General features: G+C 53.5%; 17 protein-coding genes. 11 read left to right on the top strand and 6 right to left on the bottom strand.

Annotated elements, in window-relative coordinates:
* Positions 1 to 92: 92 nt before the first annotated feature.
* From C7A19_RS01705 to C7A19_RS01695, 3 genes are all read right to left on the bottom strand, one after another.
* Entirely contained in the window at positions 93 to 1,637 is a 1,545-nt protein-coding gene (locus tag C7A19_RS01705) for a BCCT family transporter (RefSeq protein ID WP_116643991.1), read from the bottom strand.
* 184 nt (positions 1,638 to 1,821) lie between these two features.
* The gene (locus C7A19_RS01700; protein WP_069363124.1) at positions 1,822 to 2,253 is read right to left on the bottom strand and encodes a hypothetical protein; all 432 of its coding nucleotides are present in this window, start codon (positions 2,251 to 2,253) and stop codon (positions 1,822 to 1,824) included.
* 160 nt (positions 2,254 to 2,413) lie between these two features.
* A complete protein-coding gene (locus C7A19_RS01695) occupies positions 2,414 to 2,713 on the bottom strand; it encodes a hypothetical protein (RefSeq protein WP_069363125.1) in 300 nt (99 codons plus the stop codon).
* Between the two features lie 944 nt (positions 2,714 to 3,657).
* On the opposite strand from C7A19_RS01695, the gene C7A19_RS01690 reads away from it, so the two are divergent.
* The 4 genes from C7A19_RS01690 (at position 3,658) to C7A19_RS01675 (ending at position 8,947) form a co-directional block, all read left to right on the top strand.
* On the top strand, positions 3,658 to 4,263 hold the full coding sequence (locus C7A19_RS01690) for a TetR/AcrR family transcriptional regulator (protein WP_077486742.1): 606 nt from the start codon (positions 3,658 to 3,660) through the stop codon (positions 4,261 to 4,263).
* 202 nt (positions 4,264 to 4,465) lie between these two features.
* Positions 4,466 to 5,623, top strand: a complete 1,158-nt coding sequence (locus C7A19_RS01685; RefSeq protein WP_116643990.1) for an iron-containing alcohol dehydrogenase — start codon at positions 4,466 to 4,468, stop codon at positions 5,621 to 5,623.
* A gap of 76 nt (positions 5,624 to 5,699) precedes the next feature.
* A complete protein-coding gene (locus C7A19_RS01680; RefSeq protein ID WP_116643989.1) occupies positions 5,700 to 6,722 on the top strand; it encodes an NADP-dependent oxidoreductase in 1,023 nt (340 codons plus the stop codon).
* A gap of 257 nt (positions 6,723 to 6,979) precedes the next feature.
* Positions 6,980 to 8,947 carry a sensor histidine kinase gene (locus tag C7A19_RS01675; protein WP_116643988.1) on the top strand — a complete coding sequence of 656 codons (1,968 nt, stop codon included), beginning with the start codon at positions 6,980 to 6,982 and terminating at the stop codon, positions 8,945 to 8,947.
* A 22-nt stretch (positions 8,948 to 8,969) separates the two neighbouring features.
* Here C7A19_RS01675 and C7A19_RS01670 read toward each other — a convergent pair whose 3' ends face one another.
* Together C7A19_RS01670 and C7A19_RS01665 are read right to left on the bottom strand one after the other, a co-directional pair.
* Positions 8,970 to 9,905 carry an aminoimidazole riboside kinase gene (locus tag C7A19_RS01670; protein WP_116643987.1) on the bottom strand — a complete coding sequence of 312 codons (936 nt, stop codon included), beginning with the start codon at positions 9,903 to 9,905 and terminating at the stop codon, positions 8,970 to 8,972.
* A gap of 27 nt (positions 9,906 to 9,932) precedes the next feature.
* The gene (locus C7A19_RS01665) at positions 9,933 to 11,366 is read right to left on the bottom strand and encodes a sucrose-specific PTS transporter subunit IIBC (protein WP_116643986.1); all 1,434 of its coding nucleotides are present in this window, start codon (positions 11,364 to 11,366) and stop codon (positions 9,933 to 9,935) included.
* 282 nt (positions 11,367 to 11,648) lie between these two features.
* Here C7A19_RS01665 and C7A19_RS01660 point away from each other — a divergent pair, with 282 nt between their 5' ends.
* From C7A19_RS01660 to C7A19_RS01650, 3 genes are all read left to right on the top strand, one after another.
* Complete coding sequence (locus C7A19_RS01660; RefSeq protein ID WP_077658994.1) at positions 11,649 to 12,641, top strand: LacI family DNA-binding transcriptional regulator; 993 nt, start codon at positions 11,649 to 11,651, stop codon at positions 12,639 to 12,641.
* Between the two features lie 101 nt (positions 12,642 to 12,742).
* Complete coding sequence (locus C7A19_RS01655) at positions 12,743 to 14,440, top strand: glycoside hydrolase family 32 protein (protein ID WP_116643985.1); 1,698 nt, start codon at positions 12,743 to 12,745, stop codon at positions 14,438 to 14,440.
* Between the two features lie 223 nt (positions 14,441 to 14,663).
* The gene (locus tag C7A19_RS01650) at positions 14,664 to 15,359 is read left to right on the top strand and encodes a VC0807 family protein (RefSeq protein ID WP_116643984.1); all 696 of its coding nucleotides are present in this window, start codon (positions 14,664 to 14,666) and stop codon (positions 15,357 to 15,359) included.
* Between the two features lie 62 nt (positions 15,360 to 15,421).
* On the opposite strand, the gene C7A19_RS01645 is transcribed toward C7A19_RS01650, so the two are convergent.
* On the bottom strand, positions 15,422 to 15,637 hold the full coding sequence (locus tag C7A19_RS01645) for a TIGR02450 family Trp-rich protein (protein ID WP_116643993.1): 216 nt from the start codon (positions 15,635 to 15,637) through the stop codon (positions 15,422 to 15,424).
* Between the two features lie 307 nt (positions 15,638 to 15,944).
* On the opposite strand from C7A19_RS01645, the gene C7A19_RS01640 reads away from it, so the two are divergent.
* From C7A19_RS01640 to C7A19_RS01625, 4 genes are read left to right on the top strand one after another with little or no spacing between them, the layout of a single operon-like run.
* Positions 15,945 to 16,601, top strand: a complete 657-nt coding sequence (locus C7A19_RS01640) for a TetR/AcrR family transcriptional regulator (RefSeq protein ID WP_077520691.1) — start codon at positions 15,945 to 15,947, stop codon at positions 16,599 to 16,601.
* On the top strand, positions 16,598 to 17,578 hold the full coding sequence (locus C7A19_RS01635; protein WP_116643983.1) for a biotin/lipoyl-binding protein: 981 nt from the start codon (positions 16,598 to 16,600) through the stop codon (positions 17,576 to 17,578). The genes C7A19_RS01640 and C7A19_RS01635 overlap by 4 nt, the downstream gene beginning before the upstream one ends.
* On the top strand, positions 17,571 to 18,527 hold the full coding sequence (locus tag C7A19_RS01630) for an ABC transporter ATP-binding protein (RefSeq protein WP_201264052.1): 957 nt from the start codon (positions 17,571 to 17,573) through the stop codon (positions 18,525 to 18,527). The genes C7A19_RS01635 and C7A19_RS01630 overlap by 8 nt, the downstream gene beginning before the upstream one ends.
* Positions 18,517 to 19,290, top strand: coding sequence for an ABC transporter permease (locus tag C7A19_RS01625; RefSeq protein WP_116643982.1), 774 nt, complete (start codon positions 18,517 to 18,519; stop codon positions 19,288 to 19,290). The genes C7A19_RS01630 and C7A19_RS01625 overlap by 11 nt, the downstream gene beginning before the upstream one ends.
* Positions 19,291 to 19,306: the final 16 nt, after the last annotated feature.

Below are 19,306 nucleotides of genomic sequence, written 5' to 3'. Positions count from 1 at the left end.
CTTTCAACCTGACGGGTTTGCCAGCTTCGCTGGGCAAACAAAAAAAAGCGCCGACAACGCGGCGCTTTTCTCATTAACAGGCTCAGGTCTGACTAGCTGGCAGTCGCCGGCTGTACTGCCAAGTTGGCTTCTTTTTCTTGTTGCATCCGCATCACCGCAATCGGGCCGGTAATGAAGGTGAAGGCAATCAAGAAAGACACAGGCACGGCGGTGATCACGATAAACGACTGAAGCGCATTCAAGCCACCATCGCCGGCAAGCAGAAGTACACCGGCAACCACACCCATCACAATCGCCCAGAACAGACGATGACGGCGAGTTGGCTGGTTGTCACCTGATACGGCCATCGCAATCGAGTACGCCATTGAGTCACCCGTAGTCGCCACGAAGGTGGTGGTCAGCAGCATAAAGGCTGGGATCAGAACCACGCTGTAAGGTAGCTGTGACAAGGACGCAATCAAGATAGCTGGCAAGCCTGCATCATTCATTGGGCCAGAAATGCTGCCAGGCGATTGCAACTCATAAAAGATACCCGTACCGCCTAGTACCGAGAACCAGAAGTTAGTCGCAATCGGCGCACAAATCGCAACGGCGAAGATCAGCTCACGAATCGAACGGCCTTTCGAGATGCGTGCAATAAAGATTGCCATCATGGGTGCAAAGCCAATAAACCAACCCCAGAAGAACCAAGTCCACCATGCATTCCAGCTACCGTTATCGGTATTCAGCGCGAGGGTGTGCATGTTGTTCAGGTAGTAGCTAAAGCCTGAGCCAAACTGCTCAAAGATAAAGCCAGTTGGCCCCAGCACAATCACCACGCCCAACAATACGGCAGCGCCAATCACATTCATGCGGCTCAGCCATTGTAGGCCCTTATCCATCCCGGTAAATGCAGAGATGGAGTAAATCGCCACGACGGCAGCCAGAATCAGCATCTGCATTGGCATGGTGTTTTCGATACCGGCAAAGCTTTCTAGGCTGTAGCCAAGCTGGGTCGCCAGAAAGCCGATTGGGCCAATGGTACCGGCAGCCACAGCAATGATAGAGCAAGCATCAATCACAGAGCCTAACCAGTGATTTTCCAGCTTGTCCCCAAGTAGCGGATACAACAACGCCCGAGGACGCATGCGCACACCCGCTTGGTGGTGGGCATACATCAGCACGATGGTTGCTAAGGTGCCTAACACGGCCCAGGCTAAAAAGCCCCAGTGGAAAAAGCTTTGGCTCAGTGCGGGGGCGACGGTATCCATTACACCCGCTTCCATGTCACCCAACGCCGGCGGCGGGGTCATGAAGTGATAGATAGGTTCCGCGGCTGACCAGAATACACCACCACCCGCAAGTAGGGTGCACATGATCATCGCAACCCAACGGAAACGACTCATCGAGACAGTATCCGTGGCGCCGAGTTTCAATTTACCAAATTTACTGCCGCCAATCGCGAGCGCCAGTACGAAATTGATCACCATTAACCACTGCCACCAGTAACCAAAAAGATTGGCAGACTCAGCAAACAGAGACTGGATAACAGATGAGAAGTGTTTCAGGTCAAACAGGGCAAAGGCAAGAAAGACAGCAACAAAGCCGATGGTAAATACGGCAACGAGACGGTCATTATTTTGTGTAGATTTAAGCATTAGTTCGCTCACAAGGTGTGTGAGGGACGGGACTCTATCAGTGTGGCGAATGAATGACCAGAACAAATTGTTACAGTCAAAGAAGGAAAAAACGTGACAAGCATCACCTATTCAGCCGTGGCGGGGGCTGAATAGGAATATGACATTTTTGTTAAATGGACAAAACTTACCCAACACTGTTTTGTCACGCTGGCGCTTTCGATTTCTCTGTCTTATTCGTCTTACCCGTTTCGAGCACTTTTTTATGCAACACCACGGTAGCGCGATACAATTTAGGATGAACCTGTGACTCGCCTTTTTTTGCGCGATTACACGCCGAAATCACTGCCGCGGTAATGCAAGCGGCCACTTTCATCTGACCAAGTTGATAGGCATAATTGGCAACTTTAATCGCCATAAAAATCGATTGGTCGCTGTATTTGTAATTACGGGCGGCGAATTTCTCAAAGCGGAGAAAGTCTTTGTGATAACCCTTAAGAATGCGATTCACGTGGCGATCGTAATAATTTTTATACTTGGCATAGCTCCCTTTAGGGTTGCTCGCCATAATGTCTCTTACCCAAACAAACGATTGCAGCTGTTCTTTTTCAAATAAGCCACTCAGCCAGGCAAACATATGACCTCCCTACTGCTAGCTTAGCGGCCTTATTCTACTCAATTTCCATGACTAATCTACGAAAAGGGAACAGTAACTTATTGACTGGCGGTTATTTAATCAGTGTTGGTCGCTAACTACCACGAGGCCCAATGGGCAACCGCGAGCGACCACAGAACGATTAGGCTTGCGTGTTGATGTTGATGGTATAGGTGGCATCGCCCGCGGGAAGCATATGTAGGATTTGCTCGCCAAGCGCTGGATGGGTAAGCAGGTAATTGCCTTGCGGAAAGCGGGTGTCTTCCGGCCCTTTCAATACCAGGCTGAAGTTTTCTACCGCCTGCCCGCCCACCTCATCACCGTGGCCAGGATGAGTGTCGACACGCGCCAGCGTCATTGCATATTCCGTATCCGTTCCATCAATGAGCGTGATCGTTTCATTAATCAATTCATTAACATGCTGGAAAGATAGTACATTCATCGTCCCTCCCGCGCCCCTGTTTGGGTCAATGCGCTTGTGAAAGCTTTACTGATAAGATTAGATGAAAAATTCGACAATGCACAATAGCTTAGTGATTTTTTCAATCGCTTAGAACGATAAAAGGCAACCCGATGGTTGCCTGACTCACGCTTGATTATGCTGACCCAGCCGTTTTAACTTGGCGGGTCTTATTGGACTTCGTTTTGTAGTAATACCACAAACGTCTGCTTTTGTTGTTCATCGAACACCTCTCTATAAGATTAATGAACGATATTAATGCCAAGCGCCGAATGCGGCACTACGTCACAGTCTTATATTATTTCGAATCGGAAAGCAAATTCGATCACCGTCAGGCAGCGAATTAGCAAGTTCGTGATTCAAAAAGACAATGCACGAGCCGTTAAGCACATAACAGAGAGCGTGGATACACAGTCAGCCACAGGGCGAGAAAACACTCGGCTTAGGGTATTACGTGCATGTGCAATGCGTCAGGCGCTAGGCCCAAAAAAGAGAAAGCCGCTCTGCTGAGCGGCTTCGAGATGCATTCCTTGTTGGTTGTTGGTCAATGAAACGCTTTTTACGTTGCCCCGTGTGCTCACTACGTTGAGCGTCCTTACCGCATGGTCTTGTGTTAATGGCCTGGCTGGCGGCTAACAAGGTGTCGTCATGGGCGCCTGACATTAACGGGGTCTTAACTCATTAAGGCGCGTCACTGCGCGCTAATCATCTACCAAATTGTGTGTCAGCTCGGCTGACTCTTTCAGTAAAGCACACGGTTGCCACTGTGCCACTGCGTGCCGTTCAAATTGTGAACAACGTAATAAATCTGACATAAACCGGGATTGCGCACAGCATACCGGCTCAATTTATGCCAGCGAACCGCGCCAAAATAAAAATTTCCCGCACCACTAGACGACCGGTCTAATTTTAATTATGCTGCCCACATGAAATCGAGCAGCACCCAAGAAAACAGCAGCCACAATGCGACCCACCAACATTTGTTGGAAACGGGCGTGAGCGTGATGGCGCAATTTGGCTTTAGTGGCGTCGGCCTTAGTGCAATACTAAAACAAGCTGGCGTGCCCAAGGGCTCCTTCTATCATTATTTCGCGTCAAAAGAGCAATTCGGCCAAGCAGTGTTGGATCACTATTTTGCTTGCTACATTGCCGATGTAAATCGCCTGCTGACCGATAAGGCAGTCTCACCCATTGTGCGGGTCCACAACTACTTTAGCCGTTGGCAAGCGCAATATTGTAGCTTAGATCCGGTGCAAACTTGCTTAGTAGTGAAGCTGAGTGCAGAAGTGGCCGATTTATCCGAGCCAATGCGGTTGGCGCTACGCGATGGCACCGACCAATTAATTGGCCGCTTGGCTGATACACTGGCACAAGCGCGTGATGTCTTTGACGATAAAACCGCACTGACCACCGCTACGACCTTGTATCAGTTGTGGCTGGGTGCCAGCTTACTAACCAAGCTGCATCGTAACGACAGTCATCTCGCGCAAGCGATGACCATCACCGAAGAAAAGCTCGGGCTGATCGATTAACGGCGCTTTGCTGTACCAAGCATCGCTTCAACAACAAGTTAATACCCGATGCGTGGCACTCGCGACGGCCTCATTGTTAGCGACAGCCACCATCTACTTAAAAACCCGCTTTGGCGGGTTTTTAACCGGCACCAGCTAGACGACCGGTCTAATTTAAATAAACGCTTGATACCATCAAGCACAATAAAAGGAAGGATGAGCAATGAACAACTTTGAGTTCTACAATCCCACACGTATCGTTTTTGGCGAAGGTAAGATTGCCGAGCTGGATCGGCTCATCCCGGCCGATGCAAAAGTGTTGATTCTTTTCGGCGGCCAAAGTGCAAGAAAAACAGGCACCTTGGATGAAGTCGAGCAAGCGCTAGGGCAACGTCAATTTGGCCTATTTGGTGGCATTGAACCCAACCCGCGCTATGAGACCTTGATGAAGGCGGTCGAGAAAGTCGGCGCTGAAGGTTATGACTACCTTCTCGCCGTGGGCGGTGGCTCAGTGATCGATGGCACCAAATTCGTTGCCGCGGCCGCGAAATATGACGGTGACGCATGGGACATCCTCACCAGCATGGGCGGAAAAGTGGAAGTAGCGCTGCCATTTGGCTCCGTGCTCACTTTGCCTGCTACCGGCTCTGAGATGAACAAAGGCTCAGTGGTGACCCGTGAGTCGATGCAAGCGAAACTGCCGTTTATGAGCGAGCTGGTGTTCCCGCAGTTCTCAGTGTTGGATCCGGTGAAAACCTACACCCTACCGATTCGCCAAGTGGGGAACGGTGCGGTCGATGCGTTTGTTCACGTGGTGGAACAATACCTCACCTATCCTGCCAATGCGCCGGTGCAAGACCGCTTTGCTGAAGGCCTGCTACAAACCTTGATTGAGCTGGGCCCACAAGCGCTGGAAACACCAGAAGATTACAATGTGCGTGCCAGTCTGATGTGGACCGCCACCCTGGCGCTTAACGGCTTGATTGGCGTAGGTGTCCCGCAAGACTGGTCAACCCATATGCTGGGCCACGAACTGACAGCCCTGCATGGCTTAGACCACGCCCAAACCCTCGCGGTAGTACTGCCTGCAATGCTCAATGAGAAGTTTGAGCAAAAACAAGCCAAGCTCGCACAATTTGCTGAACGTGTTTGGCATATTGACCAAGGCAGCGACGCCGAGAAAGCCAAATTAGCGATCGAGAAAACACGCGACTTTTTCGAGCGCATGAACGTGAAAACGCGCATGAGCGATTACGATCTGGATGAAACCGCGATTGAGCCCTTGATTGAAAGCCTGACTCAACACGGCATGACCCAACTCGGTGAACATGGCGATGTGACGCCGAACGTTTGCCGTCGCGTGCTTCAAGCCGCGCTGTAATCGCCGGTTTATTTCATTGCTATTTTGAGGCGCGCTGAATCAGCCGCCTCTTTTCCCAACATCAAGGGAGGAACTAATGTCAGCATTAACCAATCAACGTTTTGTTCTCACATCGCGCCCGGTTGGCGCGCCCACTGCCGAGAACTTTCGCTTAGAAAAAGCCGCCATTCCCGCTCTGGGCAACCAAGATGTACTGATTGAAAATCATCACCTATCGATTGACCCTTACATGCGCGGCCGAATGAGTGATGCCAAATCATACGCTGAACCCGTAGCCATTGATGGCCTAATGGTCGGCGCCACCGTGGGTAAAGTGCTGGAATCTAACCACGCCGATTACCAGGCCGGCGATTGGGTACTCGCTTACAAAGGTTGGGAAACCCATTCCGTGGTCGACGGCGATACCCTGCTTAAACTCAACCCAGATTTAGCCCCTGTCTCATACGCGCTTGGGATCTTGGGCATGCCCGGCTTCACGGCCTACATGGGCTTATTAGATATCGGCCAGCCCAAAGAAGGCGATACCCTTGTCGTCGCCGCCGCAACCGGCCCCGTTGGTGCGACTGTGGCACAAATCGGTAAGCTGAAAGGCTGCCGCGTGGTGGCGATTGCCGGTGGCGAAGACAAGTGCCAATACGCTCGTGAACATCTCAGTGTTGATGCGTGTATTGACCACAAAGCCGATAACTTTGCCGAGCAGCTTGCCGACGCCTGTCCGCAAGGCATTGATGTGTATTTTGAAAACGTCGGCGGCAAGGTATTTGATGCGGTGATGCCACTGCTTAATACAGGGGCACGTATTCCCGTGTGTGGCTTGGTGTCACAGTACAACAACACCGCCCTGCCAGAAGGCCCAGATCGCCTTTCGCAGCTAATGGGCACCATCTTGGTCAAGCGCCTCACCGTAAAAGGTTTCATTATCTTTGACGACTACGCGCACCGTTATCCTGAGTTCGCTCACGACATGGCCAAATGGGTCGGTGAAGGCCAAATCCATTACCGTGAACACGCGGTCGATGGCTTTGAGCAAGCGCCCCAAGCACTGATTGATGTACTTGAAGGCCGCAACTTCGGCAAGATGATCGTCAATATTAAATAAAGCCCACACGCTTTATTTCGCAATCCCGAAAACCCTGCCTCCCCCTTAGCGATGGATCGCTAAGGGGGTTTTTATACGTTGATAAAAGTACAGATCTCGCTCAGTGTGTTTGCCATCACAACGCCATCATTACAAAGTCTAAGTCGCCAACTACACTAGAAGGAACGATTCGACCGTCCTCCAAATGATTTGGTAGGACTGGCTACAGATGCTTGTATTGGCACTTGCGTCGGCTGAGAAGAGAGGAAGTATCGACAATGGCCAAACCCGCTCTCATGATCCGCCATCAGATCAATCTTGGATTTGCGTTAGTTCTGATTATGGCATTACTGACGATTTTTGCGGTGGTGGAATGGAAGGTAAAACCCGAGCTTATTGAGCAGCGACAAGAGCGGATCAGCATCAACCAACACGCCCTGCTCGATTTACTCGACGCCAAACTCGGCCAAATTGAACTATTAACCAGCACCATGGCGTTAGCAGGCACTAGCCTCCCCAAAGATGAAGCTCTGTTCCGTACCACCTTTCCCGAGATCCTCAATAATCATGGCGATCCGGCGATTGCCGGCGGGGGTATATGGCCCGAGCCCGGCACATTTACACAAGGGGTGGCGCGGCGCAGTTTTTTCTGGGGCCGAGCAGGCGCGACCATGGAGTACTACGACGATTACAATCATCCAGACGGGAAAGGGTACCACAATGAAAGTTGGTACGTAGCCGGAAAAACGGCCCCTGCCGATCATTGCAGTTGGTCCAACGCCTATATTGATCCTTTTACCAAAGAGCCGATGATCACCTGCACCGTGCCGATGAAAGATGATACGCGCTTTGTGGGTGTCGCCACCGTTGATATGAGGCTTGCCGGCATCTCAGATATTTTGTCCCAATATGGCAAAGAAAACGGCGGTTATGTGTTTGCCTTCGACGGCGACAACAAAGCGATCAGTTTTCCCCAATCAGCCGTCACCTTTCAACCCTACAGGAGCACGCTATGGACGCGAGACGAACTGCAAGTGCAATTACCTTGGCTGCAATCGGCGTTAAAGGCAACCCAAACACTCAGCACCAGCCAGCTAATCACGGTAGAAAATGACGGCATATTCAACGAAGCCGCGTATGTCCATTTGATTCGCTACCCGGAAGCCGATTGGGTGATTGGCCTCGCCGTTCCTAAAAGCAAAATGACCGCCGCTGCTGACAACATGGGGTTGTTTTTAATGATAGCGATTGGCGGCTTACTGCTGATTGTCGGTGTCATCGCGACGATCACCGCCCGCAATTTACTGGATAAAATTCGACAAACCACCCATCAGATCCGAGAGTTGATCGATGGTGAAACCACCCAAGCACTCGACGTGGGGAACCTGAATGAAGTCGGGGAATTACGCCATGCCGTCAACGATTATGGTGATAAACTAAAGGCACTGCTGTTGCAGTTAGAAACACTCCAGGACGAATTGGTTCAGAATGAAAAACTGTCCTCACTCGGCTCCCTGGTCGCCGGCATCGCGCACGAGCTGAATACTCCGATCGGCAACGCACTGATGTCTTCAACCTCCATCTTGTCGAGGAAACAAGACTTTGTTCAACAACTCGAAAAGCCGATCACACGAGACGATTTAGACCAATTTCTCACCCATGTTGAAGATGGGACACGGATTGTTGAACGTAACATGTCACGTGCCTCCGAATTAATCCGGGCATTTAAACAACTGGCCGTGGATCAAACCAACGACCACCAGCGCGAGTTTGACCTCCTCCATCTTATCAACGAAGTGCTTCTGTCTATGCGTCCGACACTTCAGCACTCACCGCACCAGCTCGAGGTCGGTATTCCAGGAGGCATTCTGCTCAACAGCTATCCAGGCGCCCTCACCCAAACCCTGATCAACTTAATTAACAATGCGTTAGTGCATGCATTTACCGCGCAAGATCAAGGTCATATTCAAATCCATGCGACTCAAGATTCACACGATCAGGTACATATTACCGTCCAAGATAACGGCGTAGGCATGACGCCAGACGTGCAAAAACACATTTTTGATCCCTTTTATACCACCCATTTCGGTCAGGGTGGATCTGGCCTTGGCTTACATATTACCTTCAACCTCATCACGAGTGTGCTCGGCGGCCGCATTCAGGTAAAAAGCAAACCGCAACAGGGCAGCCGCTTCATTGTGACGATTCCTCTGACCGCCCCCGAACGTGCCTCGTCGTCTTCATGACGATGGCTGGTAAATGAACATATCATTGTCCAGCCAACTGCAACGCCGTGGGCAACGCAGTCATTGCGCCTTTGGCGGTGGTGGCCAGTGCGCCACAGCGGTTGCCTTGACGCACGGCTTCCGTCACCGCCTCGGGCGTTTGCCAGTCAGACAATTTGGCAAGGGCAGCCAACAAGCCGCCCATAAACGCATCCCCTGCCCCCGTGGTGTCCACCACGTTTGCTGGTGTTGTCGCCACCTGCCAAACCGTCTGATGGAACGCGACTCGCGCGCCTTCACTGCCTTGTGTCACCACCCATAACGACACATTGGGTGCGTGCTCCGCTAACGCTGCTAACCTTGCTTTCACTGAATGCGCCTCGGTAATGAAGGGCTTAGTCAGTAGGGCAAGCTCATCATCAGACACTTTAACCACATCCGCCAGCGGCAAGGCTTGCCAGACGGTTTCTAGCATTTGCGCCTCGCTTTGCCACAGATCCTCACGCAAGTTAGGGTCAAAGCTGACAAACCCGCCCTTGTCACGACACGCTTGCATGGCACCAAGCGTGGCAGAGCGCGATGGCTCGTTTGCCAGAGCGATGGAGCAAGCATGCAACCACTGCCCTTTTTCGAACAGTGGAAAATCGTAAGGCTGCACAAACTGATCGGCGCTGGGTTTGACCATAAAGGTGAAGCTGCGCTCGCCATGCTCATCCAGATCGACCAATACCGTTGAGGTGCGCTGCGTTTCATCGCGATGCATAAATCGCGTATCCGCGTTTTCACTCGCCAAGGTATTTTGCATAAAGCCCCCCAGCGGATCGCTACCCACTCGGCCAATAAAGCCGGTTTCGCCACCCAGTCGAGCAATCGCCACCGCCACATTGGCGGGTGCACCACCCGGACATTTTAGGTAGTGGTGTTCACCATCTGGGATCAAATCCACCACCGCATCACCGGTGACCCATACCTTGTTCATCACACTTGCTCCTCGTTTCACGCTCGATTAGGCCGCTGCAGCTTGTGCGTATTTTTTACGCGCACCCAGTACATAGGTCACAGAAAACGCCACAACAAAGGCAATCGCCATACCAATGATATACGGCACCACGCCGTCAGGACGGATAGAAATGATCCCTGGCAGCCCCGCGGCACCCAACGCTTGCGCTTTCACTTTAAAGAAGGTGACAAACGCGCCCGCGCAGGTTGCCCCTACCAGCGCCCCGATAAACGGATAACGATATTTTAGGTTAATACCAAACATCGCCGGTTCAGTGATGCCAAGCAGAGCCGTGACACCCGCCGGCATCGCAATCCCTTTCGCTTTCACATCCGCGGTTTTCAGCCCAAACGCCAAACAAGCAGCGCCTTGTGCCACATTCGACATCGCGGCAATTGGGAAGATAAAGGTACCGCCGGTGACCGCAATGTCTGCCAACAGTTGGGTTTCAATCGCGATAAAGCTGTGGTGCATCCCGGTGATCACAAACGGCGCATACACAAACCCGAACAACGCACCGCCAAGCATCCCAGCCGATTCATACACCCAGTTAAGACCATCGCCGAGCAAAAAGCCGAGATCACGGGTAAATGGACCCACCAGAGTAAAGGTGATCAGGCCGGTGATAAAAATGGCCAGCAACGGGGTCAGCAAGTTATCCAGCACCGAGGGAATAATACGACGTAACCCTTGCTCGACTTGCGCCAAAATATAGGTGGCAACCAGCACAGGCAGTACCGAGCCTTGATAACCGACTTTTTCGATCTCAAAACCAAAGATTTCCCACACCGGAATATCACCAGACACCGCGGCACCGCCAAAGCCCCAGCCGTTAAGCAGATCAGGGTGCACCATTAACATCCCCAGTGCCGCGCCCAAAAAGGGGTTAGCGCCAAATTTTTTACTGGCTGAAAACGCCAGCAGTACCGGTAAGAACACAAATGGCGCATTGGCGAAGGTGTTGATCATATTGGCCAAGTCGCCCATTTGTGGGTAGGCTTCAATCAAGGACTTGCCATCAACAATCAAGCCTGGTGCAGTAAGGATATTGAAAATCCCCATCAGCAGACCACCGGCGACAATGGCTGGAATAATGGGAACAAAAATATCTGATAGCCCTTTCACCGCGCGTTGTAGCCAATTTTGCTTTTCCGCACCAGCCGCCGCCACGTCTTTCGACGACATATCGGATTGGCCGGTCAGTTTGCTGAACTCAGCATAAACACTATTAACAATGCCCGAGCCAAAAATGATCTGTAACTGGCCACCGACTTGAAATTGGCCTTTCACCCCTTCAATCGATTCAATCGCGCTTAAATCCGCGAGACTGTCATTATGGAGTGCGAGTCTTAGCCGCGTGGCACAGTGTGCCGCCGCTGCGATGTTTTCTTTTCCACCCAGTTTATCGAGTAGTTGTTGTGCTATTGCTTGGTAGTTCATGGCTACTTCCCCTGCACGCTCTCACTGTCTTTGCCACCGTCACTTTTATTTTCGTGTGGCGTCACACGCTCCACACTTTCGGGAACGATCCCGAAAATAGTGTGCTGAATCCTGTCAAGCATCAAGTATGAGGGCTAATCGCTGTGAGATCGATCAGTAAACCACCACGTAACCCTCACCTTAAACGTGACTTAAATCACTAAATAAGGGGTATTTACGGTGCTATGTTTGCAAAGGATCCGTAAATGGAACGATCATGGCACTCTCAGCAAAGGAGAACCCATGGCTAGCTTGAATGATGTCGCCCGTTTAGCGGGTGTTTCCAAATCCACTGTGTCGCGTGTAATTAACCAAGAGTATGGCGTAAAACCCGCGACGATTGAGAAGGTGAATCGCGCCATTGAGCAATGCGGCTATGTGGTCAACCAAATCGCTAAGGATTTAAAATCCAGTAAAACCAATCTCATTGGCGTGATTGTGCCGCGTGTTTCCTCACATGCGATGTCAGCCAGTGTCGATGGTCTTAGCCATGTGTTTGATCAAAAAGGGAAACAAGTGCTTCTGGCCAATACTCGGCAAGATGACGCCCGTATTTGTCATTACCTTGATTTGTTCAATCAAAAACGGGTCGAGGGGATTTTGCTGTTTGCTTCTACGCTCAACCCTACCGTGGTGCAAGCGATTAAGCGCTCGAGTGCGCCGGTGGTGGTGATTGGTCAAGACGGCTCACCCTATAACATCCCCAGCGTGATCCATGATGATTACCGAGTCGGTTTTTGTGCCGGCGAGCAGCTTATTAAAGCCGGGTGCCAACAGGTGGGCTTTCTGGGGGTACAAGCGGAAGATATTGCGGTTGATCAGCAGCGTTATCAAGGCCTTGAGAGCGCCTTGACCACACTTAGTCAAACGGCTCCCTTGTTCCATTATCAAGGCCAGTTCTCGATTCAATCGGGCTATGTCGCCATGACCGCTATGCTAGCGCAATATCCTGATCTTGATGGCGTATTTTGTGCCACCGACCGAATTGCAATTGGCGCTATCCAAGCCTTGCAAGCACAAGGGATTACGCCAGGACAAGCCGTGAAGCTAATGGGAGTGGGCGATGATGAGCTTGCCCAAGTGGTATCGCCAAGCTTATCTACGTTTAACTATGCCTTTGATGCAGCAGGAGAAAGTGGCGCCAAAATGCTGCTCGAGTTGCTGGAAACCGGACAAAGCCATGTATCCAAATTGGTGATGGGCTTTAACTATATTAGCCGCGCTACCTGCCCTTAACATCGCGATCGTTAAGCCAATACAGAGAAATTTTACTTGCGCCAACACCGTCTTATTCGCTATTTTTGGAACGTTCCCGAAAATAAAACTGGTACGGATAGATGGAAATAACCCTAACAGGTTTGGTAGACACATGTGGTGGCACCGACAATGTACGCCGCGTATTGCGTCATCAAGAGAAGGTGATCATTGAGCTAAGCGCGCTTGAGCGTGTCAATCAAGACGCCTTACCCATCCATGCGGTTGACGTGTCGCTGCGCCAAATCACGCTTGATCAGCCAATCGATGAAGGTGTGCTCGCTGCACTGGGACGCCTTATCGACCAAAACCTGCGTGAACAAGCCGCGCCTCGCTACTCTTCAATCAGCAAGACAGACTTCCATCGTCCAACTTGGCATATCAGTCCCCCTCAAGGGCTGCTCAATGACCCCAATGGCTTTATCTACTTTCAAGGGCACTATCACCTTTTTTATCAGTGGTACCCGTTTGCCTGCGAGCACAAAGATAAATTCTGGGTACATCTCATCAGCCCTGATGGGGTGCAATGGCACACCGCACCGCTCGGCCTTACCCCCAGTGATTGGTATGACAGCCATGGGGTATTTTCAGGCCACGCCATGGTGATGGATGACGCCCTCTGGCTTTATTACACTGGCAACACCCGTATTGGCCCCGAGCGTTTGCGCCAAACCACCCAGTGTGTAGCACGCTCAACCGATGGTATTCACTTTGAAAAACTCGGCCCGGTTATTGATGCCCCACCGGCTGGCGTCACCGAGCATATTCGCGATCCCAAAGTCATTCACGACGGCAAAAAATATCGGATGCTGCTGGGTGCGCAACGTGAAGACCAAATAGGCCGCCTGGCGCAGTATTCGTCTGCTGATGGCCTTACGTGGCACTACGACGGACTAAGCGGTGATAGCTTAGGCGAGCATGGTTATATGTGGGAATGTCCGGATCTGTTCCAATTAAGCGATCAATGGCTCTGTATTCTCTGCCCACAAGGCAGCCCATCACCGACGCCCGATCATCACGTGCCACACCACAACGGTTACGCCAAAGCCACGCTAGAAGCGGACGGCATTACGCTTGATAACTGGCAAGTGCTGGATCATGGGTTTGATTTTTACGCCCCGCAGACGGCGCAGACCCCGGACAATAAGCGCATGCTCATCGCTTGGATGGGCCTACCAGACGAAATTGAACAACCTAGTCAAAGTGCGGGCTGGTTGCATCAGTTAACCTGTCCTCGCGAGTTACACTGGGAAAATGGGCAACTTTATCAGCGCCCTGCCACCGCGCTACAAAGCTTAAGAGGCCCTCAGCAACTTTTGCTGATTAACACCGAATGCCACTCAACCACGGTGGATTTAGGCACCAAGCAGTTTGAACTCAACACCACGCTGCCTATTCCAGCCAGCGGCCACTACACGTTATATTTTCACAGCCGCAGCGGCATGGTCACGACAGCCTCATCCGGCGAGCCATCTGGTTGTGCGCTCACCATTGACGGAGATAGCCGCACCCTAACACTGGATAGAAGCGCAAGCCTCGCCACAGAGGGCGATGTCCGCCGCTGTATTCACTTGCCTGAGCAGTTAGAAGAGTTACCGCTACAAGTCCTCGCCGATACCAGCTCATTGGAGTTCTTTATCGTCGGCGGCCGATGGACGATGACCAGCCGCTACTTCAGCGCTATTGATGCGACTTTTCTTGCTGTGACACGCGATCATCACGACACACCTTTACCAAAAGAGATGGATTGGTATCCGTTGAAAAACGCCAGTGTTAGGTGAGTAGGTGGAGATGCGAGAATAAAGGCAGGGCTCCCGCAAAGAAGCATTGCCCAGTGGCCCTGAAGAGGGGGTTACCTTTAACCGCTCACTGGCATTGCTTCCTTGGGTTTCACACATAGTTACACAACGGTGCGCTTTTGCGCTTTACATCGATCGCGGGTCGATGAACACTGCTTGGCAGAGTATAATGACAACCGATATCACGTAGAGTTAGTCACACATTATGAGCAATACCATCGCGAAAAAGCCGAGTCCCCTGTTTGAAATCCTGTTCAACGTTTTCATCCCCTCGATCATCCTGATGAAGTTGAGCGGCGATGAATATCTAGGGACAGCCACGGTACTGGTCGTCGCTTTGGCCTTCCCTCTCGCTTACGGCGGGATGGATCTGGTCCGTAACCAGAAATTCAATTTTATCTCAGCACTGGGTTTTATCAGCGTGTTACTGACAGGTGGGATTGGCCTACTCGAGCTAGATACCCGTTGGTTAGCCTTGAAAGAGGCGTTGATCCCCGGCCTTATCGGCTTGGCGGTGTTAGGGTCAACCTTTACCCGCTACCCACTGATGCAGAAGTTAATATTGAATGACACCGTGCTTAACCTCTCGTTGATCAAGCAGCGTTTAAAAGAGCATGGACAATCCGCCGCCTTTGAGCGCTGCTTGATGTGGTCAAACTACCTGTTCGCCAGCACATTTGTGTTCTCATCGGCGATGAACTATTTCCTCGCCACGTGGATTGTCACCAGCCCCGCCGGTACGCCCGCCTTTAACGAGGAGCTAGGCAAGATGACGCTGTACAGCTACCCGATGATTGCTATCCCTAGCATGCTGATGATGTTCGGCATCTTTTACTACATTTGGCGTCAGATACGCGCGATGACATCGCTAGAAACAGAGCAAATTTTCCACCTGAAATAGCAAGCGCCACGCGCGGCGTTCAGAACAGATCAAAAAGGGAGGATAGCCTCCTCCCTTTATCATCACTTCCACCCTTGACGCCACTTCTCGTCACTTTTGAGCTCACGCCAGTCAATCGGATATTCTTGTTTCGACAGCACCGACTCGAGCACGCATAACACCACCACACCGTCTTCATCATACTCAACGTCAGAGACCAAAAAGTGCTTCTCACGATGTATGGGTTTGACCGCCGTCCACTTGCTATTGCGTAACTTAGCTGGATTGATTTGGTTCACGCTCACCCCATTAGATACTGTACCGGTTAAAAATAACGATCTCCATTACGAACGTGGTTCGGTTTGGTTCAATGGCTGGGGTTGGTGTAACTCGTGCACACGCTCATGCGTGGGAACGAGAAAAAACGCCGGTCCGCTTTGGGCGGCCGACGGGCTGCACCGCGAAAACCTTGTGCGGGCCTGACCGGACGCAAGCGCCTGAAGGACTGATCGTTTTCGCCGGCCTTCTGCAAGGCCGGGCCGGCACCCAACCCGCCCGGCCATTTCTTCTTGACATAATTAATTAAACGATTTATTAATTAATTCTATGAACAGAAAAACATCAGGAACCAGGCAGGGCGAGCGGACACCGGGCCGCCCCTGCGGCGACTCGAACATCCGCGAGCGGTTGCTTGAAGTAGCGCTGCGCGAGTTTTCCACGCACGGTTTTCGCGGCGTCTCGGTAACCGTCATCGCGAAGGAAGCCGGTGCGACGCCGGCGATGATCCACTACTACTTCGGCAACAAACAGGATCTCTACGAAGCGGTGCTGCAGCACGCGCTCGGGCCCATCCTCGCCCAGCTCGAAGCCGCACGCTCAGATCCGCCCGTGGATGAGGACTTACTGCCGCGCTTCATTCAAGGCTATATGCGGCTGCTTGCCGAGAATCCGGCCGTGCCATCGCTGATCGTGCGCGACGTGCTCTCGCCCGGCGGTCAGATGCGCGAGACATTTCTGAAGGGGTTCGCCAGTCGCGGCGGTAGCGGCGTGCGCGACTTAGTCAAGCGAGCCCAGAAGCTGGGAAAGCTCAGGGCCGATCTCGATCCCGACCTGGCCACGCTGTCGCTGTTGAGTATGGCCGTCTTCCCTTTTGTCGGCCAACCGATAGCGGGACAAGTGCTCGACTACAGCCTAGCGCCGGAGCGGATCGAAGTGCTAGCCGAACATACCCTTAATCTCTTCTACAAGGGAGCAAGCACATGACTTTGGTATCCAAGACCTGTGCTCAGGCCGTGCTGATGCTGCTGGTGTTGACCGGCTGCAATGGCGACCCTGCCTACCCTGTGGTTGGCACGCTCGAGCGCGACCGCATCGCCCTGGCCGCGGAGATGGCCGAGCCCGTGGTCAAGATTCACGTGCGCGAAGGCCAGCAGGTCGACGCCGGGACGGTTCTGGTCGAACTCGATCCGCATCGGGCCCGAGCCGAACTAGCGCAACTAGAGGCCGCTGCTGACCGAAGCCGCCGCCGGCTCGACGAACTGCTGCGCGGCCCGCGACAGGAAACCATTGAAGAGGCTCGGGCGCGCCTCACCGCCGCCGAGTCCGGCCTGGCCACGGCCCGACAGGAATTGCAGCGTGTCCAGCGCCTAGCGGCACAAAACCTGGCCAGCGGGAGCCAGCTCGACAGCGCGACAAACGCCCGCGACCAGGCCCAGGGAGAATACGATGCCACACGAGCCGCGCTGGCGACCCTAGTCGAAGGCACCACGATAGAGGAACTCGATCAGGCCCGCGCCGCGGTGCGCGAGGCCGAAGCCGCGGTACAGCGCCAGCATCTCAACCTCGAACGACTCTCCGTAACCGCGCCGCGCAAGGCGCGCGTGGAGGCCCTGCCTTTCGAACGGGGAGAGACGCCGCGCGTGGGTGAACCCCTGGCCCTGCTTCGCGCCATCGATCAGCCGCCCTACGCACGTGTTTATGTCCCCGCCGAACTGCATGGCCGGTTCAGCCCAGGCGAGACGGTGCGGGTGCGAATCGACGGCCACGGTGAGCGGACCGGAAAAGTCCGCTATCTGGCTACGGATGCGGCCTATACGCCTTACTACGCCTTGACCGAACACGATGCTGGCCGCCTAAGCTATCTGGCCGAAATCGACCTGGAGAACGCAGCAGAGCTTCCAAGCGGCATTCCGGTGCGCGCCGTCGCGCCCGCTAAACCGAGCGGAGTCGGCGATGAATGATGTTATCGCCATCGACGCCAAAGGGCTGACCAAACGCTTCGGCGCGCTGACAGCGGTCGACGACGTCAACCTGCAGATCCCCGAGGCAGCGATCTATGGCTTCCTCGGGCCCAACGGGTCGGGCAAGTCGACCATTATTCGCATGCTTTGCGGGTTGTTGACACCCACATCGGGGGAGGTAGAAGTGCTCGGTTTTCGTGTCCCCGGGCAGGCCGAGGAGGTGAAGCTGCACATCGGCTACATGACGCAGACGTTTTCGCTCTACGAAGACCTGACCGTGGAAGAGAACCTACGCTTCCTGGCCGCCATCTACAACCTGCCGCGCCGCGATCTCAAGCAACGCATTGACAGTGCGCTAGAACGGTATTGGCTGAGCGACCGACGCAAGCAGTTCGCCGGCACCATGAGCGGCGGGCAGAAGCAGCGCCTGGCACTGGCCGGCGCGACACTGCATCGACCGCGCCTGCTGATCCTCGACGAACCGACCTCAGCGGTGGATCCGCAAAGCCGTCGCGATTTCTGGGACATCCTATTCGACCTGGTCGACCAAGGCACGACCGTACTGGTGTCCACGCACTATATGGACGAGGCCGAGCGCTGCCACAATCTCGCCATCCTGGATCAGGGCCGTCTCGTCGCCCAAGGCCGGCCGCGCGACCTGATCCGCGACATCGCCGCCGGTGTCGTCGAAATCGAGACCGATACACCCCAGCGCGTCCGCGAGTGCCTGGAAGGCACCGACGGTGTCCAAAGTGTCGCCCAGCTCGGGACGCGGCTGCACGCGCTGACCGACATGCAAATCGTCGATCCGGCCGGGTTGATCCGGGATACGCTCGCCAATGCGGAGATCGCCGGAGACGTCGAGAACGTCGTCGCCAACCTGGAGGACGTCTTCGTCGCCTCCACGAGCTTGAACGGCCACAAACGGGGCAAGGCCAATGCTGAGTAGACTTTTCGCCATCGCCAGCAAGGAAGTGCGCCAGCTCAGGCGCGACCGCCTGACCTTCGGCATGATCATCGGCGTGCCGTTGCTGCAGATCCTGTTGTTCGGCTTTGCCATCGACCTCGACGTGCGCAACGTCAATGCTGCCGTGTCCGATCACGCCAACACAAGTCTGTCGAGGCAAGTCATTGCCGCCACCGAGGCCAGCCAGATCGTGAAAATCACGCAATCGGCCGCCGGCCCGGAGGAACTCGAAGCGCTGCTGGATGCCGGCGAGATCGATGTCGGGATCTATATTCCGCACGATTTCGAGCGACGACTGATCGATGACAATCGCCCGGCCGGACAGCTTTTAATCAATGGCTCGGACCCGACCGTAGAGGGCATCGTCCGAAGGTTGGGCAGCATGCCCCTGCCAGGGCAGCGACAACCGCCCAACCTATTCGAGTCGCGTACCTACTACAACCCCGAGGGCCGCTCACCGGTCAATATCGTGCCAGCGCTGATCGGTGTGATCCTGCACCTGACCATGGTGCTCTTCACCGCCATCGCCATCGTGCGGGAACGCGAACGCGGCAACCTCGAGTTGCTGATCACCACGCCGGTGAAGTCCGCAGAACTGATGCTCGGAAAGATCGTTCCCTACGTACTGATCGGGCTCATCCAGGTCACGCTGATCCTCTGGGTCAGCCAGTACCTCTTCGACGTTCCCGTACGCGGGCGCGTCATCGATCTCTACCCGTCATTCCGCAGCGAATTAATGAATTAAAATAGTGTGATCCAGC

It is taken from the genome of Salinivibrio sp. HTSP, assembly GCF_003390965.1.
In the GTDB taxonomy this organism is placed as follows: Bacteria; Pseudomonadota; Gammaproteobacteria; order Enterobacterales; family Vibrionaceae; genus Salinivibrio; species Salinivibrio kushneri.
Note: the sequence above shows the minus strand (reverse complement) of the source record. Positions and strands in the feature narration are given on the sequence as shown.

Excerpts from the sequence above, each read along its gene's own strand:
- C7A19_RS01685 (WP_116643990.1), top strand. The coding sequence starts at position 4,466 with ATGAACAACTTTGAGTTCTACAATCCCACACGTATCGTTTTTGGCGAA.
- C7A19_RS01630 (WP_201264052.1), top strand. The coding sequence starts at position 17,571 with ATGAATGATGTTATCGCCATCGACGCCAAAGGGCTGACCAAACGCTTC.
- C7A19_RS01635 (WP_116643983.1), top strand. The coding sequence starts at position 16,598 with ATGACTTTGGTATCCAAGACCTGTGCTCAGGCCGTGCTGATGCTGCTG.
- C7A19_RS01650 (WP_116643984.1), top strand. The coding sequence starts at position 14,664 with ATGAGCAATACCATCGCGAAAAAGCCGAGTCCCCTGTTTGAAATCCTG.
- C7A19_RS01640 (WP_077520691.1), top strand. The coding sequence starts at position 15,945 with ATGAACAGAAAAACATCAGGAACCAGGCAGGGCGAGCGGACACCGGGC.
- C7A19_RS01670 (WP_116643987.1), bottom strand. The coding sequence starts at position 9,905 with ATGAACAAGGTATGGGTCACCGGTGATGCGGTGGTGGATTTGATCCCA.
- C7A19_RS01625 (WP_116643982.1), top strand. The coding sequence starts at position 18,517 with ATGCTGAGTAGACTTTTCGCCATCGCCAGCAAGGAAGTGCGCCAGCTC.
- C7A19_RS01665 (WP_116643986.1), bottom strand. The coding sequence starts at position 11,366 with ATGAACTACCAAGCAATAGCACAACAACTACTCGATAAACTGGGTGGA.
- C7A19_RS01695 (WP_069363125.1), bottom strand. The coding sequence starts at position 2,713 with ATGAATGTACTATCTTTCCAGCATGTTAATGAATTGATTAATGAAACG.
- C7A19_RS01660 (WP_077658994.1), top strand. The coding sequence starts at position 11,649 with ATGGCTAGCTTGAATGATGTCGCCCGTTTAGCGGGTGTTTCCAAATCC.
- C7A19_RS01690 (WP_077486742.1), top strand. The coding sequence starts at position 3,658 with ATGAAATCGAGCAGCACCCAAGAAAACAGCAGCCACAATGCGACCCAC.
- C7A19_RS01700 (WP_069363124.1), bottom strand. The coding sequence starts at position 2,253 with ATGTTTGCCTGGCTGAGTGGCTTATTTGAAAAAGAACAGCTGCAATCG.
- C7A19_RS01655 (WP_116643985.1), top strand. The coding sequence starts at position 12,743 with ATGGAAATAACCCTAACAGGTTTGGTAGACACATGTGGTGGCACCGAC.
- C7A19_RS01675 (WP_116643988.1), top strand. The coding sequence starts at position 6,980 with ATGGCCAAACCCGCTCTCATGATCCGCCATCAGATCAATCTTGGATTT.
- C7A19_RS01680 (WP_116643989.1), top strand. The coding sequence starts at position 5,700 with ATGTCAGCATTAACCAATCAACGTTTTGTTCTCACATCGCGCCCGGTT.
- C7A19_RS01705 (WP_116643991.1), bottom strand. The coding sequence starts at position 1,637 with ATGCTTAAATCTACACAAAATAATGACCGTCTCGTTGCCGTATTTACC.